Consider the following 16387-nt stretch of genomic DNA (forward strand, 5'->3'; position numbering starts at 1 on the left):
CATGGATCGTACTGAACCTGTAGGAGCTGGCTTGCCAGCGATTCGATTTTGCGTCGAATAACAATAATTAGGGACGAGAAATGCAACAGCCAGAAAAAGGTTTGAAACGCGGGCTCTCTGCCCGACATATTCGCTTCATGGCGCTGGGGTCGGCGATCGGCACCGGGCTGTTTTATGGATCTGCCTCGGCCATTCAAATGGCCGGGCCTGCGGTACTGCTCGCTTACCTGATCGGTGGCGCGGCAGTGTTCATGGTCATGCGCGCCCTCGGTGAGATGGCGGTGCACAACCCGGTGGCCGGCTCTTTCGGCCAGTACGCCAGCACCTATCTGGGGCCGATGGCGGGCTTCATCCTCGGTTGGACCTACGCATTCGAAATGGTCATCGTCGGCATGGCCGACGTCACTGCATTCGGTATCTACATGGGCTTCTGGTTCCCGGAGGTTTCCCGCTGGATCTGGGTGCTGGGTGTCGTTTCCATCGTCGGCGGCCTGAACCTGTGCAACGTCAAAGTCTTCGGTGAAATGGAGTTCTGGCTGTCGCTGCTCAAGGTCGCGGCTATCATCGCGATGATCCTGGGTGGTTTCGGCATCATGTGGTTCGGCATCAGCTCGGCCCCCGGCCAAGCGACCGACATCAGCAACCTCTGGAGCCATGGCGGCTTCATGCCCAATGGCATGAGCGGTCTGATTGCTTCGTTCGCGGTGGTGATGTTTGCGTTTGGCGGTATTGAAATCATCGGCGTAACGGCAGGTGAAGCCAAGGACCCGCAGCACGTGCTGCCCCGGGCGATCAATGCTGTTCCGTTGCGGATCCTGCTGTTCTACGTGCTGACGATGCTGGTGTTGATGTCGATCTTTCCATGGCAGCAGATCGGCAGCCAGGGCAGCCCGTTCGTGCAGATTTTCGACAAGCTGGGGATCAGCTCGGCGGCCACCATCCTCAATATCGTGGTGATCACGGCGGCGATTTCGGCGATCAACAGTGACATCTTCGGCGCTGGCCGCATGATGTTCGGTCTGGCCCAGCAAGGGCATGCACCCAAGGGCTTCGCCCGCCTGTCGCGCAATGGCGTGCCATGGATGACGGTCGTGGTGATGAGTGCCGCACTGTTGCTGGGCGTTTTGCTGAACTACCTGATCCCGGAAAACGTGTTCCTGTTGATCGCTTCCATCGCGACCTTTGCCACGGTGTGGGTCTGGCTGATGATTCTGGTGACCCAAGTGGCGATGCGCCGCTCCATGAGCGCCGAGCAGGTTGCACAACTGAAATTCCCGGTACCGTTCTGGCCCTATGCGCCGGCGGCGGCGATTGCCTTCATGCTGTTCATTTTCGGCGTGCTGGGCTATTTCCCGGACACCCAGGCGGCGCTGATCGTCGGCGTGGTCTGGATCGTGTTGCTGGTGCTGGCTTACCTGACATGGGTGAAACCGGCGGCGGACCAGGCTGCCCTGGTGACACAGGACCCTGTTTTTTCTCATCGATAACCTAATGGAGGCCAAGGATGAAAACGCTCTGGCAACACTGTCACGTCGCAACCATGGCACAAGGCGTCTACTCGATCATCGAGGACGCGGCCATCGTGACGTCAGGAGCGCACATTGAGTGGATCGGCCCGCGCGGTGAGTTGCCGGCGGGCGAGTACCCGGCCGTCAATGATTTGAACGGGGCCTGGGTCACACCGGGCCTGATCGACTGCCACACCCACACGGTGTTCGGCGGAAACCGCAGCGGTGAATTCGAGCAGCGCCTGCAAGGCGTCAGCTATGCGGAAATCGCCGCCAGCGGTGGCGGCATCGCCAGCACCGTGCGCGCCACCCGCGCGGCCAGCGAAGATGAATTGTTCGCCAGCGCCGCCAAACGCCTGAAAAGCCTGATGCGCGATGGCGTCACCAGCATCGAAATCAAGTCCGGCTACGGCCTGGACCTGGCCAACGAACGCAAGATGCTGCGCGTGGCCCGTCGCCTCGGCGCCGAATTGCCGGTCAGCGTGCGCAGCACCTGCCTGGCGGCTCACGCTTTGCCGCCGGAGTACAAGGATCGCGCTGACGACTACATCGATCACATCTGCGCCGAGATGCTCCCGGCTCTGGCCGCCGAAGGGCTGGTGGATGCGGTGGACGCATTTTGTGAATACCTGGCGTTCTCGCCTGCACAGGTCGAGCGCGTCTTCATCACAGCCCAGGAACTGGGGTTGCCGGTGAAACTGCACGCGGAGCAATTGTCGTCGCTGCATGGTTCGAGCCTGGCGGCGCGTTACCACGCGCTGTCTGCCGATCACCTGGAATTCATGACCGAGGATGACGCCATTGCCATGGCTGAATCCGGCACGGTCGCGGTGCTGTTGCCCGGTGCCTTTTACTTCCTGCGTGAAACCCAGTTGCCACCGATGGACGCCCTGCGCAAGCACGGCGTGAAAATCGCCATCGCCAGCGACCTCAACCCGGGCACCTCGCCGGCGCTGTCGTTGCGCTTGATGCTGAACATGGCCTGCACCTGTTTCCGCATGACCCCGGAAGAAACCCTGGCCGGCGCGACGATTCACGCCGCCACCGCGCTGGGCATGGCCGACACCCATGGTTCGCTGGAAGTCGGCAAGGTCGCGGACTTCGTCGCCTGGCAAATCGATCGTCCGGCCGACCTGTGTTACTGGCTGGGCGGCGACCTGGAAAAACGCGTCGTGCGCCACGGCGTCGAATCAAGTCTGTAGGAGATCTGTTGTGGATAAGGTTCTGAACTTCAAACAAGGCCGCGTACCGCTGCTGATCAGCATGCCCCACGCTGGCGTGCGCCTGACCCCTGCGGTCGAAGCCGGGTTGATCCCTGACGCGAAAAGCCTGCCGGATACCGACTGGCATATCCCGCAGCTTTACGACTTCGCCACGGAACTGGGTGCAAGCACCCTGGCCGCCGAGTACTCGCGGTTCGTCATCGACCTGAACCGGCCGTCCGACGACAAGCCGCTGTACGTGGGCGCGACCACCGGCCTGTACCCGGCCACGTTGTTCGACGGCATACCGTTGTTCCGCGAAGGGTTGGAGCCTTCTGCCGATGAGCGCGCGACTTATCTGGAGCAGATCTGGACGCCGTATCACAGCACCTTGCAGCAGGAACTGGCGCGGATGACGGCCGAGTTCGGCTACGCGTTGCTGTTCGACGCGCATTCGATCCGCTCGATCATCCCGCACCTGTTCGACGGCAAACTGCCGGACTTCAACCTCGGCACCTTCAATGGCGCCAGTTGCGATCCACAGCTTGCGACGCGACTGGAAGCGGTCTGCGCGCTTCACGACAACTACACCCACGTACTGAACGGGCGCTTCAAGGGCGGCCACATCACCCGCCATTACGGCAACCCGGCCGAGAACATCCACGCGGTGCAACTGGAGTTGGGGCAGTGCACCTACATGGAAGAGTTCGAGCCGTTCCGTTATCGCCCGGATCTGGCGGAGCCGACGCGGGTGGTGTTGAAGGAGTTGCTGCAAGGGTTGTTGGCCTGGGGCGAGAAGCACTACGGGCATTAAGGCTTGGTGCGGTCTCTGTAGGAGCGAGCTTGCTCGCGAAAAACGTCAGGTCAACGTATGCATTCAGGCAGCCCGCGTCATCGTTGTCCTCCATCGCGAGCAAGCTCGCTCCTACAAGTCGCCACCGTGCAAAACACGGTCGCCACAGTTCGCTTCTACCACTCGTCTGCTGCGTAATGTTCTGGCCACGGTGCACAAAGACACCGCCCCGACAATAATCCGCTGCCGCACGAGAATGCTATCCATGACAAGCCCCAAAGGTCTGTTCACCCGCTGTCTCTCAATCTTCTGCGGTACCGCGCTGTTGAGCGCCGGCGCCATGGCCGCGGACGATGCCTCCTGCAAAACCGTGCGTATGGGCGTGGTCAACTGGACCGACGTGATCGCCACCAGTGGCATGGCCGATGTGCTGCTCAACGGTCTGGGCTACGAAAGCAAGCAGACCAGCGCCGTGCAGCAAATCATCTTCGCCGGCATCCGCGACAAGCGCCTGGACATCTTCCTCGGTTACTGGAAACCGGCGATGGATAAAAACATCGCCCCCTTCGTGGCTGCCAATCAGGTCAAGGTCATGGACAAACCGAGCCTGGCCGACGCCCAGGCCACCCTCGCGGTCCCTGACTATGTGGCAGCGGCGGGCTTGAAAACCTTTGCCGACATCGCCAGGTTCAAGGATCAACTCGGCGGCAAGATCTACGGCATCGAGCCGGGCAGCGGCGCCAACACCACGATCAAGACCATGATCGAAACCAATCACTTTGGCCTCAAGGACTTCAAACTGATCGAGTCCGGTGAGGCCGGGATGCTGGCGGCCGTGCAGCGGGCGGTGAATCGCAAGGAGTTCGTGGTGTTCGTCGGCTGGACCCCGCACCCGATGAACATCAACATGAAGATCGACTATCTGACCGGCAGTGAAGACGTGTACGGGCCGAATGAAGGCGCGGCGACCGTTTCCACCGTGACTGCGCCGGATTACGCCCAGCGCTGCCCGAACGTCAATCGCCTGCTGGAAAACCTGACCTTCACCGCCGCCCAGGAAAGCCAGTTGATGGTGCCGATCATGGAGCGCCAGACGGCTCAGGATGTCGCGAAGAAATGGCTGCGTGACCATCCGGAAGACTTGCAGCGCTGGCTGGCGGGTGTCAGCAGTTTCGATGGCAAGGATGGCATGGCGACGGTTCAGGCCAGTCTCAAGAACTGACCCCTGTCTGATCTGTGCAAAACCTGTAGGAGTGAGCCTGCTCGCGATAGCGGTAGGACATTCAGAATAGATCGACTGACGCGCCGCCATCGCGAGCAGGCTCGCTCCTACAGGGGGATTTCACCGACTTTTCTGAACGGGCACCAGGTTTATGGCTCCTTACCCGCTTTCCAGGCAAATGACAGCATTCGTCGACAAAACCCTGAGTTTCAGCAGCACCGACAGCAGCATCACCGGGTTGCGCCAGGCCTACAGCGAGATGTGCCGGGCGTTTACCCCGGCACGCCCCGCCGGGTTGCATGTGGCCGATTTCGAGTTGGCTGGTGTCGCTGTTCGTTCCTATCAACCACCAGCCAGCGGTGCGTCGTGCATCGTTTACCTGCATGGCGGCGGCTGGGTGGTGGGGGACCTCGATTCCCACGATTTCATCTGCGCCGAATGGGCATCGGCACTCGGTGTGCGGGTGATCGCCGTCGATTACCGCCGGGCACCGGAGCATCCGTTTCCCGCCGCGTTCGATGATTGCCTGAAGGTCTGGCGAGCACTGCGCACCGGGCCGTTTCAACTCGATCCTGCGCGTACGCTGGTGGCCGGCGACAGTGCCGGTGGCAACCTCGCGGCGGCGTTGTGCCTGGCGCTACGCGATGCCGGTGAGCCGGTGCCGTGCGCGCAGGTGCTGATCTATCCGGGGTTGGGCGGCGATCACCGCCTGCCGTCGCGCAGTGAGTGCATCGACGCGCCATTACTCGGCAGCAGTGACGTCGATTGCTATCACGCGCTTTACCTGCAAGGCACCCGCCATCCGGACGCCTACGCCATGCCATTGCTCGCCACGGACTTCAGCGGATTGCCACCTGCATTGATCGCCGTGGCGCAATTCGACCCGTTGCGTGACGACGGCGTGCTGTATGCCGAGCGACTGAATGCCGCGGGCGTTGCTGCCACGCTGTATGTCGGCGCGGGTTTGGTCCATGGCTGTTTGCGGGCCCGCGGGCAGGCGGCCGAGGTCGATGCACTGTACGAAACCCTGTTTGGTTATCTTGCGGAAAAACTCTGACTCCGCACGGGCATGCTCATTGACGTAAATCGGGTTTATGATGCCGGACGGCAGAATAATAGAAAGTCCCCCCAGGGATGACCTCGACCCCTTACGGAGTGCGCAATGCAGACTTTGTACCCGCAGATCAAACCCTACGCCCGGCACGATCTGGCCGTCGATGCGACCCACACCCTGTACGTCGACGAAAGCGGTTCACCGGAAGGTTTGCCGGTGGTGTTCATCCACGGCGGCCCCGGTGCCGGATGTGATGCCCAGAGTCGTTGCTTCTTCGATCCCAACCTCTATCGCATTGTCACCTTCGATCAGCGTGGCTGTGGTCGCTCCACCCCCCACGCCAGCCTGGAAAACAACACCACCTGGGATCTGGTCGCCGACCTCGAGAGGATTCGCCAGCACCTGGGCATCGACAAATGGGTGCTGTTTGGCGGCTCCTGGGGGTCGACCCTGGCACTGGCCTACGCGCAAACCCATCCTGAGCGGGTACATGGTCTGATCCTGCGTGGGATCTTTCTCTGCCGTCCGCAGGAAATCGAATGGTTCTACCAGGCCGGCGCCAGCCGTCTGTTCCCCGATTACTGGCAGGACTACATCGCGCCGATCCCGCTGGACGAGCGCGGTGACTTGCTCACCGCGTTTCACAAACGCCTGGTCGGCAACGACCAGATCGCCCAGATGCACGCGGCCAAGGCTTGGTCCACCTGGGAGGGCCGCACCGCGACCCTGCGTCCCAACCCGCTGGTAGTCGACCGTTTCTCCGAGCCGCAACGTGCGCTGTCGATTGCCCGCATCGAATGCCACTACTTCACCAATCACGCCTTCCTGGAGCAGAACCAGTTGATCCGCGACATGGGCAAGATCGCCCATTTGCCTGGTGTGATCATCCATGGTCGATATGACGTGATCTGCCCGCTGGATAACGCCTGGGAATTGCATCAGGCCTGGCCGAACAGCGAACTGCAGGTCATCCGCGATGCCGGTCATGCCGCTTCCGAGCCTGGCATCACCGACGCGCTGGTACGCGCCGCCGATCAGATGGCCCGGCGTCTGCTCGATCTGCCGCCTGAAGAAGCATGAAGGGCCTGCTGCAGCGTGTGCGCGGCGCGCGAGTCGAGGTCGGGGGCGAGATTGTGGGTGCCGTCGATCAGGGATTGCTGGTCCTGGTAGCCGTCGAGCCCGACGATACGCGGGCCAGCGCCGACAAACTTCTTAATAAACTGCTTAACTATCGGGTATTCAGTGACGCCGAGGGCAAGATGAATCTGTCCCTGGCGGATGTGGGCGGCGGGCTGCTGCTGGTCTCTCAGTTCACCCTGGCTGCCGATACCAAAAGCGGGCTGCGTCCGGGTTTCTCGACTGCGGCCCCTCCAGCGCTGGGCGAGGAGCTGTTCGACTATCTATTAAGCAAAGCGAAACAGGTGCATGGCACTGTGGCATCAGGTAGATTCGGCGCGGATATGCAGGTGCACCTGGTCAATGATGGCCCGGTAACCTTCCTGTTACAGACCTGAAAGCGTTTGAAACAAGTTTTTACGCTCATTTCGACTGAAAACAGGGTTTTTTCGCGATAAATACTTTGTTACCCCTGATGCGTTGTAACGCGGCCTACTAGATAATCCCGCGCTACGGGGATCAGCGTTCGTTGGTCCATTTTGACTTAGGTAGAGACTTGACCGTATCCGATTGGGGAATCATTTCGCCCCAGCGGAGTCGGAACAATGCTCGCCAACTTGGCAAGAGTGGTTTGCAAGGGCGGTTTTTTCATACCGTAGACCGTGCAGACCCTTTAACTGGCCGTTGGTTTTTTGATCTGTTTTCGGCGAGGGTTGCTCGTGATTGTTAGTCCCTGTAACGCACCAAAATTGTCTGCCAAACGGTTACGCAGCGCCCTGGTAGCGGGCTCTGCACTGCTCTGCCTGCTCAGCGCCGGTCAGCTTTGGGCATTCAGTCTGGATGATGTATCGGTCAAGGCAAAAGAGCTGGCCGCGCAGAAATACGAAGCGCCGCGCAGTAACCTGCCGAACGAGTTCCGCGACATGAAATTCGCGGACTATCAGAAAATTCGTTTTCTGACGGAAAAAGCCGAGTGGGCTGATCAGAAGACGCCGTTCAAGCTGTCCTTCTATCACCAGGGCATGCATTTCGATACGCCGGTGAAAATCAACGAAATCACCGCGAACACCGTCGAAGAGATCAAATACGATCCGAGTCGTTTCGATTTCGGCGACATGCAGTTCGATCCCAAGGCCACTGAACAACTGGGTTATGCCGGTTTCCGTGTGCTGTACCCGATCAACAAGGCCGACAAGCAAGACGAAATCATGACCATGCTTGGCGCGAGCTACTTCCGCGTCGTCGGCAAGGGGCACGTCTATGGTTTGTCCGCTCGCGGCATGGCGCTGGATACCGCATTGCCGTCCGGCGAAGAGTTCCCGCGTTTTCGCGAATTCTGGATTCAGCAGCCCAAGCCAGGCGATAAGCACCTGGTGATCTTCGCCCTGCTGGACTCTCCTCGTGCCACCGGCGCGTATCGCCTGACCCTGCGTCCGGGCAGCGACACCATCGTCGACGTCAAAGCGCAGATGTTCCTGCGTGACAAGGTCGGCAAACTGGGCATCGCTCCGTTGACCAGCATGTTCCTGTTCGGCGCCAACCAGCCGTCGAAAGTACTGAACTACCGTCGCGAACTGCACGACTCCAGCGGTCTGGCGATCCATGCCGGCAACGGCGAGTGGATCTGGCGTCCGCTGAACAATCCAAAGCACCTGGCCGTGAGCAACTTCAGCGTGGAAAACCCGCGCGGCTTCGGTCTGCTGCAACGTGGCCGCGACTTCAGCCACTACGAAGACCTCGACGACCGGTACGACAAGCGCCCAAGCGCCTGGATCGAGCCGAAGGGTGACTGGGGCAAGGGCACTGTTGACCTGGTCGAGATTCCGACCGCCGACGAAACCAATGACAACATCGTTGCCTTCTGGAACCCGGAAAAACTGCCGGAACCTGGCCAGCCGCTCGATGTCGCTTATCGTATGCACTGGACCATGGATGAAACCTCGATTCACGCGCCGGACAGCGCCTGGGTCAAACAGACCCTGCGTTCCACCGGTGACGTCAAGCAATCCAACCTGATTCGTCAACCGGACGGCAGCGTTGCCTACCTGGTGGATTTCGAAGGCCCGTCCCTGGCGGCATTGCCGGCCGATACGGAAGTTCGCAGCCAGGTCAGCGTGGGCGACAACGCCGAGCTGGTGGAAAACAGCGTGCGTTACAACCCTGAAACCAAGGGCTGGCGCCTGACCCTGCGGATGAAGATCAAGGATCCGAGCAAGTCCACCGAGATGCGTGCCGCTCTGGTGCAGAACATCGTGCCGGCGGACCTGGCCAAGACTTCGATTCCGTCGTCGAACTCGTCGGTTGCCAAGGCCGACAAGGTTGCCGCCAAGCAACAAGAGAAAGCGGACAAGGAAGCCAGGCAAGCGGAGGCCAAGCAGGCCGAAGCGAAGCCTGTTACAGATGCCAAGGACCAGGCCAATAAAGACGCCAAGCAGCCTGTCGCTGCCGACGCGGCCCCAGCCACACCGGAATCGGCGCCGACTGAAGAAGTCCTGACCGAGACCTGGAGCTATCAGTTGCCTGCCGATGAGTAACTCTCAAGTACGGCCAGAAACTCTTTCCGAGTATCTGGCGCATCTGCCGATGACCGACCAGCAGCGCGCGGAACTCGCGGGCTGCCAGTCTTTCAGCGAATTGCATGAACGCCTTTCATCGTCGACGTTCGACGCCCCGACCGAAGCCGCCCAGGCTTCGGTGGGCAAACGCCTGACCCTGAGCACTGCCGAAGAGCTACAGGACGCGGAAATGCTGGTGCTCGACGCCAACGGCCGGGTCTGCCTCAAGGCGACCCCGCCGATCCGGCGGACCAAGGTCGTGCCGGAGCCGTGGCGCACCAACATTCTGGTGCGTGGCTGGCGCCGGATGACCGGTCGTACCAACCCGCCGAAGCCGCCGAAGGACGAGCGTGTATTGCCGGCCGCGCGCTGGCGTACCGTGGGTTCGATCCGTCGCTACATTCTGTTGCTGCTGATGCTCGGCCAGACCATCGTTGCCGGCTGGTACATGAAAGGCATCATGCCGTACCAGGGCTGGTCGTTCGTCGACCTCAACGAAGTGCTGCACCAACCGCTGCTGCAAACCGCCACGCAAGTGCTGCCGTATGCCTTGCAGACCAGCATCCTGATCCTGTTCGGGATTCTGTTCTGCTGGGTATCGGCCGGTTTCTGGACCGCGCTGATGGGCTTCCTGGAGTTGCTGACCGGCCACGATAAATACCGTATCTCCGGCAAAAGTGCCGGCAACGAGCCGATTCCGAAGGATGCGCGCACCGCTCTTGTGATGCCGATCTGCAACGAAGACGTGCCACGGGTATTCGCCGGCCTGCGGGCGACCTTCGAGTCGGTGGCGGCCACGGGTGACCTGGACCGCTTCGACTTCTTCGTCCTCAGCGACAGTAACGACGCCGATATTTGCGTCGCCGAGCAACAGGCCTGGCTGGACGTCTGCCGTGAAGCCGGGGGCTTCGGCAAGATTTTCTATCGCCGCCGTCGTCGTCGCGTAAAACGTAAAAGCGGCAACCTCGACGACTTCTGCCGTCGCTGGGGCGGTGACTACAAATACATGGTCGTACTCGACGCCGACTCCGTGATGAGTGGCGAGTGCCTGACCAGTCTGGTGCGCCTGATGGAAGCCACGCCGGACGCCGGGATCATCCAGACCGCGCCACGGGCGTCGGGCATGGACACCCTGTATGCGCGCATGCAGCAGTTCGCCACTCGCGTGTATGGCCCGCTGTTCACTGCCGGCCTGCACTTCTGGCAACTGGGCGAATCGCACTACTGGGGCCACAACGCGATCATCCGCATGAAGCCGTTCATCGACCACTGCGCCCTGGCGCCGTTGCCGGGTAAAGGCGCGTTCTCCGGCTCGATCCTGTCCCACGACTTCGTAGAGGCTGCGTTGATGCGCCGTGCCGGCTGGGGCGTGTGGATTGCCTACGACTTGCCGGGCAGCTATGAAGAACTGCCGCCAAACCTGCTGGACGAACTCAAGCGTGACCGTCGCTGGTGCCACGGTAACCTGATGAACTTCCGCCTGTTCCTGGTCAAGGGCATGCACCCGGTGCACCGTGCGGTGTTCCTGACCGGCGTGATGTCCTACCTGTCGGCACCGTTGTGGTTCTTCTTCCTGGTGCTGTCGACCGCGCTGCTGGCGGTCAACACGCTGATGGAGCCACAGTACTTCCTCGAACCGCGCCAGCTCTATCCGCTGTGGCCTCAATGGCATCCGGACAAGGCGATTGCGCTGTTCTCGACCACCATCGTGCTGCTGTTCCTGCCGAAGCTGTTGAGCATCATCCTGATCTGGGCCAAGGGCGCGAAAGAGTTCGGCGGCAAGTTCAAGGTGACCCTGTCGATGCTGCTGGAGATGTTGTTCTCCATGCTGCTGGCGCCGGTGCGGATGATCTTCCACACCCGTTTCGTGCTTGCCGCGTTCCTCGGCTGGGCCGCGACCTGGAACTCGCCGCAACGTGACGACGACTCCACGCCGTGGGGCGAAGCGGTCAAGCGCCACGGCCCGCAAACCCTGCTGGGCTTCTTCTGGGCCTTGCTGGTGATCTGGCTGAACCCGAGCTTCCTGTGGTGGCTGGTGCCGATTGTCGGCTCGTTGATTCTGTCGATTCCGGTGTCGGTGATCTCCAGCCGTGTCGGCCTTGGCCTGAAGTCCCGCGACGAGAGCCTGTTCCTGATCCCGGAGGAATACAATCCGCCGCAAGCCTTGCTGGCCACCGACCAATACACCCACGAAAACCGTTACCACGCATTGAACGACGGCTTCGTCCGTTCGGTGGTCGACCCACAGCAGAACGCCCTGGCGTGCTCGCTGGCGACCTCCCGGCACAATCAGGCTGAGCCGATTGAGTGGCTGCGGATCGAGCGGGTGCGGCACGCGATGAAGGTTGGACCTGAGGGCCTGACCAACAACGAGCGTGTGCAACTGTTGAGCGACCCGGTGGCACTGGCGCGACTGCATGAGCAGGTCTGGAGCGAGGGTCACCCTGAGTGGCTGGGCGCTTGGCGCAAGTCGGTCAAGGCCGACCCCCATGCGCCACTGTTGCCGCTCAAACCGTTGAGCGTGCAGCCTCAGTTGGCGTAATGAAAAAACCCGCGAAAGCGTAATGCTGTTCAGTTAAGGAAGTTGTAGGAGCGAGCTTGCTCGCGATGGACTCAAGAACGCCGCGTTTAGCCAGTAAATACGCGTTATCGTTAACGACCATCGCGAGCAAGCTCGCTCCTACAGAGGACCACATTCGCTTAAGTGAACAGCATTACGCGAAAGCGGGTTTTTTTATGGCTTCAAAGTTATACCGTGCCGTTCCAATCGCGAGCAAGCTCGCTCCCACGGAGCCTGTGTCTGGCACAGGTGTTGTGTTCGAGCAGGTCAGTGTGGGAGCGAGCCTGCTCGCGATGAGGTGCCACTCAAACCCTGAACTTGCCCACCAGCATCTGCAAATGCGTTCCCAACCGTGCCAACTCAACGCTGGAAGCCGCGGTCTCTTCACTCGCCGCCGACGTCTGATCCGACACATCCCGCACATTCAGCACGCTGCGGTTGATCTCTTCAGCCACGGCGCTCTGTTGCTCGGCAGCCGCGGCGATCTGCTGGTTCATCGCCTGGATCGCCGACACCGTGCGGGTGATGCTTTCCAGTGAGCCACCGGCGCGGCGGGTCAACTCTACGCTGCTGTCGGTCAGGCTACGGCTGTTGTCCATGATGGTCGCCACTTGCTGGGTGCCGTTTTGCAGGCCGACGATCAGCTCTTCGATCTCTTCGGTGGACTTCTGGGTGCGCTGGGCCAGGCTGCGGACTTCGTCGGCGACCACGGCAAAACCACGTCCGGCTTCACCGGCGCGGGCTGCTTCGATGGCGGCGTTGAGCGCCAACAGGTTGGTTTGCTGGGCCACGGACTTGATGACGTCGAGCACGCTGCCGATCTTGTCGCTTTCGCGCTGGAGTTCGCCCATGGCTTCGGTGGAGTGGCCGACTTCCTTGGCCAGGCGTTCGATCTGGGCGATGGCTTCACCGACCACTTTGTCGCCTTCGCGGGCCTGTTGGTCGGCGGCGACGGCGGCTTCGGAAGCTTCTTCGGCGTTGCGCGCAACTTCCTGCACGGTAGCGGCCATTTCGTTCATGGCGGTGGCGACCTGATCGGTTTCGACCTTCTGGCTGTTGACTCCGGCGCTGGTCTGCTCGGTGACGGCAGACAACTCTTCGGCGGCGCTGGCAATCTGCGTGACGCCATCGCTGATGCCGCCGATCAGTTCGCGCAAGCCCTGGGTCATGCTCTGCATGGCACGCTGCAACTGGCCGAGTTCGTCGCGGCGCTGCGACGTCAGGTTGTGGGTCAGGTCGCCACTGGCGACGCGCTGGGCCACAACCAGGGTCTGGTTCAATGGAATGATGATCTGCCGGGTGATCGCCCAGGCGGCCAGCAAGCCGAAGGCGATGGCCAGAGCGGTGGCGAGGGTCAGCATGTTCTTGGCGTGGGCGGCGTCGGTGTCGCGCACGACGGTTTGCGAGACGGTGAGTTTCTGGCTCATGTCCAACAGGATCTCGCCTTGGGTGGACATGCGTGCCAGGGCCTTGGCGCTTGCCACCTGGGAGTCGCGGAACTGACTGACAGCGGCGCGGTAGGCTTTCAGCGAGTCAGTTGCCTGTTGCAGGTTGGCGATGTGTTCTTCGGGCAGTCTGGCCGGTAGGCTCTCGAGGTTCTTCAGGGCGTTGTCGATCGCGTCGAGGGCCGGCTGTTCGGCCTCGCTCTTGCCGCTGTAGGTGTAGCCGCGCACCTGGAAGCGCGCTTGCTGGATCAGTTTGCTCAGGTCGATCACGCTGTTGAACGCCGCCACGCTGTCGCCTTGCAGCATGGATTTTTCCACCTCGGCGACACGGGCCACGGCATTGTCGGCGGTGGCGCCGAGTTTGCTGCGGGCGTCTTCACGCTGGGCGCCGGCCTGGGTCATGTCGCTGAAGGCACGACGGTATTCGGCGACAGCGGCCAGTTGTTGATCGACCATGGCCGTATCGGCCGGTTGCTCGATCAGGCCGCGGGCGGTCTGCAGGCCGCTTTCGAGCTTGCCCAACAGATCGTTGACGGCGCCGGGGCCTTGTTCACCGCGACGCATCTCATAATCCAGGCGTGCAATGCGCAGGTCCTTGGTCAGGTCGTTGAGACTGGCGATGAACCCCAGTTTATCGCCACGGCTGGTCACACCGCTCAGGCCGTTCCAACCGGTGAAGGTGATCAGCAGGGTGAGTAACAGCACCAGGCCGAAGCCAATTCCCAGTTTGCGTTTGACGCTGACGTTTCCCAGATTCTCGGCTAGCCATTGGTACATGCTGAAACTCCCTGGACCACAATTTGGTTTTATGGGGGATGTATCGGCAAGAGGGCGCGGTTCTGTAGGCGTCGCCCGATGTATGGGCGGATGATGAAGTGTAGGAGCGAGCCTGCTCGCGATGGCGGCGGATCAGCCGACATTGATGTGGCTGGTACACCGCCATCGCGAGCAGGCTCGCTCCTACAGGGTAAATGTGTGATCTCAGAAAAGTCGTGCGAGCAGCGCGGTCACGGCGGTTTCGACGCGCAGGATGCGCTCGCCCAGTTGCACCGGTTGCAGGCCGGACTTGCCCAGCAGGTCGATCTCGTAGGGAATCCAGCCGCCTTCGGGGCCGATGGCCAGAGTCACCGGTTCGCTGAGCGCGCGAGGGCAGGGCGGGTAATTGCCCGGATGCCCCACCAGGCCGAGGGTGCCATCGGTCATCGCCGGCAGACGGTCTTCGACGAAGGGCTTGAAACGCTTCTCGATCACGACTTGCGGCAGCACGCTGTCCCGGGCCTGTTCGAGGCCGAGGATCAACTGCTCGCGGATCGCCTCAGGCTCCAGGAAGGGGGTCTGCCAGAAGCTCTTCTCGACGCGATAGCTGTTGACCAGGACGATACGCGGCACACCCATGGCCGCCACGGTCTGGAACACCCTACGCAGCATTTTGGGGCGTGGCAGGGCCAATATCAGGGTCAATGGCAGCTTGGCTGGTGGTGGCTGGTCGAGGATGACGCGCAATTCCGCTTCGTCGGCGTCCAGGCGCAGCACTTGGGCCGAACCCATCAAGCCGCCGATCCGCCCGACGCGCATGCTGTCACCGACTTCGCAGCGGTGGACTTCCTGCATGTGCGTCAACCGGCGATCACGCAGGATCACCCGGTCGGCCGCAATGAAATCGGCCTCTTCAAGGAGCAGCAGGTTCACGCTTGGGTCGCTGGCGGCTGGTCGTTGTGATCGTCAGCCGGCTGATCGTCCGGATGCTCGCCACGCTTGCTGATCAGGCTGCCAAACAGGATACCGACTTCAAACAGCATCCACATCGGTATGGCCAGCAGGGTCTGCGAGAAGATGTCCGGCGGGGTCAGGATCATGCCGACCACGAAGCAGCCGATGATCACGTACGGGCGGATCTTCTTCAGGTATTTGACGTCGACCACGCCGATCCACACCAGCAGCACCACGGCCACCGGGATTTCAAACGCCACGCCAAAGGCGAAGAACAGCGTCATGACGAAATCAAGGTAGCTGGTGATGTCGGTCATCATTTCCACGCCGGCCGGGGTGGCGGAGGCGAAGAACTTGAAGATCAGCGGGAACACCAGGAAATAGGCGAACGCCATGCCGGCGTAGAACAGAAAGATGCTGGAGACCAGCAAGGGCACGGCGATGCGCTTTTCATGCTTGTACAGGCCCGGGGCGATGAAACCCCAGATCTGGTGCAGGATCACCGGGATGGCCAGGAACAGCGAGACCATCATCGTCAGCTTCAGCGGCGTCAGGAACGGCGACGACACGTCGGTGGCAATCATCGTCGCGCCGGCGGGCAGGTACGCGCGCAGCGGCGTGGAGACGAAGGTGTAGATCTGCTGGGTGAAGGCGAACAGCCCGGCAAAGATGATGAAGATCGCCGCTACGCAGCGCAGCAGGCGGGTACGCAACTCGGTGAGGTGCGAAACCAGCGGCATGTGCTGGTCGTTTTCAGGGAGATCGCTCATGGGGCTCGCGGCGGCAGTGTTGGGTCATGAGGGGCCGGCGCAACGGGCGCAGCCGCGGGTGTAACGGGTTCAACCGGAGTGGCTGCAACAACGGGCGCAGGTTCGACAGGCGTTACAACGGGAGCAGGTGTCGGGTCGACGGCAGCGGCAGGCGCATGAATCGTCTGCGCACCCACATGCTCCACCGGCGTCGGCTCCTGCTGGGTCGGCGTGAAGATTTTCCGCGCCTCCTGCTCAAGCGACAGGATGTGTTCGTTGTGCAGTTGCCGACGAATTTCGTCGGCACCGATTTCACGTTCAACTTCCTGTTTTATCGCGTTGAAGCTGCGCTTCAGGCGCCCGACCCACAGGCCGGCGGTGCGCGCAGCGCCCGGCAAGCGCTCGGGGCCCAGCACCAGCAGGGCGACGAGGCCGACGAGCAGCAGTTCAGAGAAGCTGATACCAAACATTAG

Annotated in this window: 13 protein-coding genes and 1 pseudogene; 9 read left to right on the forward strand and 5 right to left on the reverse strand. The window is 61.4% G+C overall.

Translation table 11 applies throughout. The features are described from left to right. The first annotated feature begins 80 nt into the window (after positions 1-80). From AC3ITA_RS01695 to mdoH, 9 genes are all read left to right on the forward strand, one after another. The gene (locus tag AC3ITA_RS01695) at positions 81-1487 is read left to right on the forward strand and encodes an amino acid permease (RefSeq protein ID WP_489279239.1); all 1407 of its coding nucleotides are present in this window, start codon (positions 81-83) and stop codon (positions 1485-1487) included. A gap of 17 nt (positions 1488-1504) precedes the next feature. Then, positions 1505-2710 (forward strand): imidazolonepropionase, encoded by a 1206-nt coding sequence (hutI, locus tag AC3ITA_RS01700; RefSeq protein WP_489279241.1) that lies wholly within the window; start codon positions 1505-1507, stop codon positions 2708-2710. A gap of 10 nt (positions 2711-2720) precedes the next feature. After that, positions 2721-3524 (forward strand): N-formylglutamate deformylase, encoded by an 804-nt coding sequence (gene hutG, locus AC3ITA_RS01705; protein ID WP_489279243.1) that lies wholly within the window; start codon positions 2721-2723, stop codon positions 3522-3524. Between the two features lie 244 nt (positions 3525-3768). Beyond that, a complete protein-coding gene (locus AC3ITA_RS01710; protein ID WP_095942334.1) occupies positions 3769-4725 on the forward strand; it encodes a choline ABC transporter substrate-binding protein in 957 nt (318 codons plus the stop codon). A 151-nt stretch (positions 4726-4876) separates the two neighbouring features. Continuing rightward, positions 4877-5782, forward strand: coding sequence for an alpha/beta hydrolase (locus AC3ITA_RS01715; RefSeq protein WP_489279245.1), 906 nt, complete (start codon positions 4877-4879; stop codon positions 5780-5782). A gap of 105 nt (positions 5783-5887) precedes the next feature. Next, positions 5888-6859, forward strand: coding sequence for a prolyl aminopeptidase (gene pip / locus AC3ITA_RS01720; RefSeq protein WP_095942336.1), 972 nt, complete (start codon positions 5888-5890; stop codon positions 6857-6859). Continuing rightward, entirely contained in the window at positions 6856-7293 is a 438-nt protein-coding gene (gene dtd / locus AC3ITA_RS01725) for a D-aminoacyl-tRNA deacylase (RefSeq protein WP_095942337.1), read from the forward strand. Before pip ends, dtd begins: the two co-directional genes overlap by 4 nt. A gap of 321 nt (positions 7294-7614) precedes the next feature. Beyond that, entirely contained in the window at positions 7615-9429 is a 1815-nt protein-coding gene (locus AC3ITA_RS01730; protein ID WP_150672325.1) for a glucan biosynthesis protein G, read from the forward strand. Continuing rightward, a complete protein-coding gene (gene mdoH / locus AC3ITA_RS01735) occupies positions 9422-11992 on the forward strand; it encodes a glucans biosynthesis glucosyltransferase MdoH (RefSeq protein ID WP_489279248.1) in 2571 nt (856 codons plus the stop codon). The genes AC3ITA_RS01730 and mdoH overlap by 8 nt, the downstream gene beginning before the upstream one ends. Before the next feature lie 323 nt (positions 11993-12315). On the opposite strand, the gene AC3ITA_RS01740 is transcribed toward mdoH, so the two are convergent. The 5 genes and pseudogenes from AC3ITA_RS01740 to tatB all read right to left on the reverse strand — a co-directional run bounded on the left by AC3ITA_RS01740 (position 12316) and on the right by tatB (position 16384). After that, positions 12316-13188 carry a methyl-accepting chemotaxis protein gene (locus AC3ITA_RS01740; RefSeq protein ID WP_371918216.1) on the reverse strand — a complete coding sequence of 291 codons (873 nt, stop codon included), beginning with the start codon at positions 13186-13188 and terminating at the stop codon, positions 12316-12318. Next, positions 13171-14232 (reverse strand): annotated as a pseudogene (locus AC3ITA_RS01745) (methyl-accepting chemotaxis protein); the annotation flags it as partial. The pseudogene AC3ITA_RS01745 and the gene AC3ITA_RS01740, both read right to left, overlap by 18 nt. 204 nt (positions 14233-14436) lie before the next feature. After that, on the reverse strand, positions 14437-15144 hold the full coding sequence (locus AC3ITA_RS01750; RefSeq protein WP_095942341.1) for a 16S rRNA (uracil(1498)-N(3))-methyltransferase: 708 nt from the start codon (positions 15142-15144) through the stop codon (positions 14437-14439). After that, entirely contained in the window at positions 15141-15935 is a 795-nt protein-coding gene (gene tatC, locus AC3ITA_RS01755; protein WP_095942342.1) for a twin-arginine translocase subunit TatC, read from the reverse strand. Before tatC ends, AC3ITA_RS01750 begins: the two co-directional genes overlap by 4 nt. After that, positions 15932-16384: a Sec-independent protein translocase protein TatB gene (tatB, locus tag AC3ITA_RS01760; RefSeq protein WP_414927865.1), complete on the reverse strand. Its 453-nt coding sequence runs from the start codon at positions 16382-16384 to the stop codon at positions 15932-15934. The genes tatC and tatB overlap by 4 nt, the downstream gene beginning before the upstream one ends. Positions 16385-16387 lie beyond the last annotated feature (3 nt).

This window comes from Pseudomonas sp. GL_090, assembly GCF_057837765.1.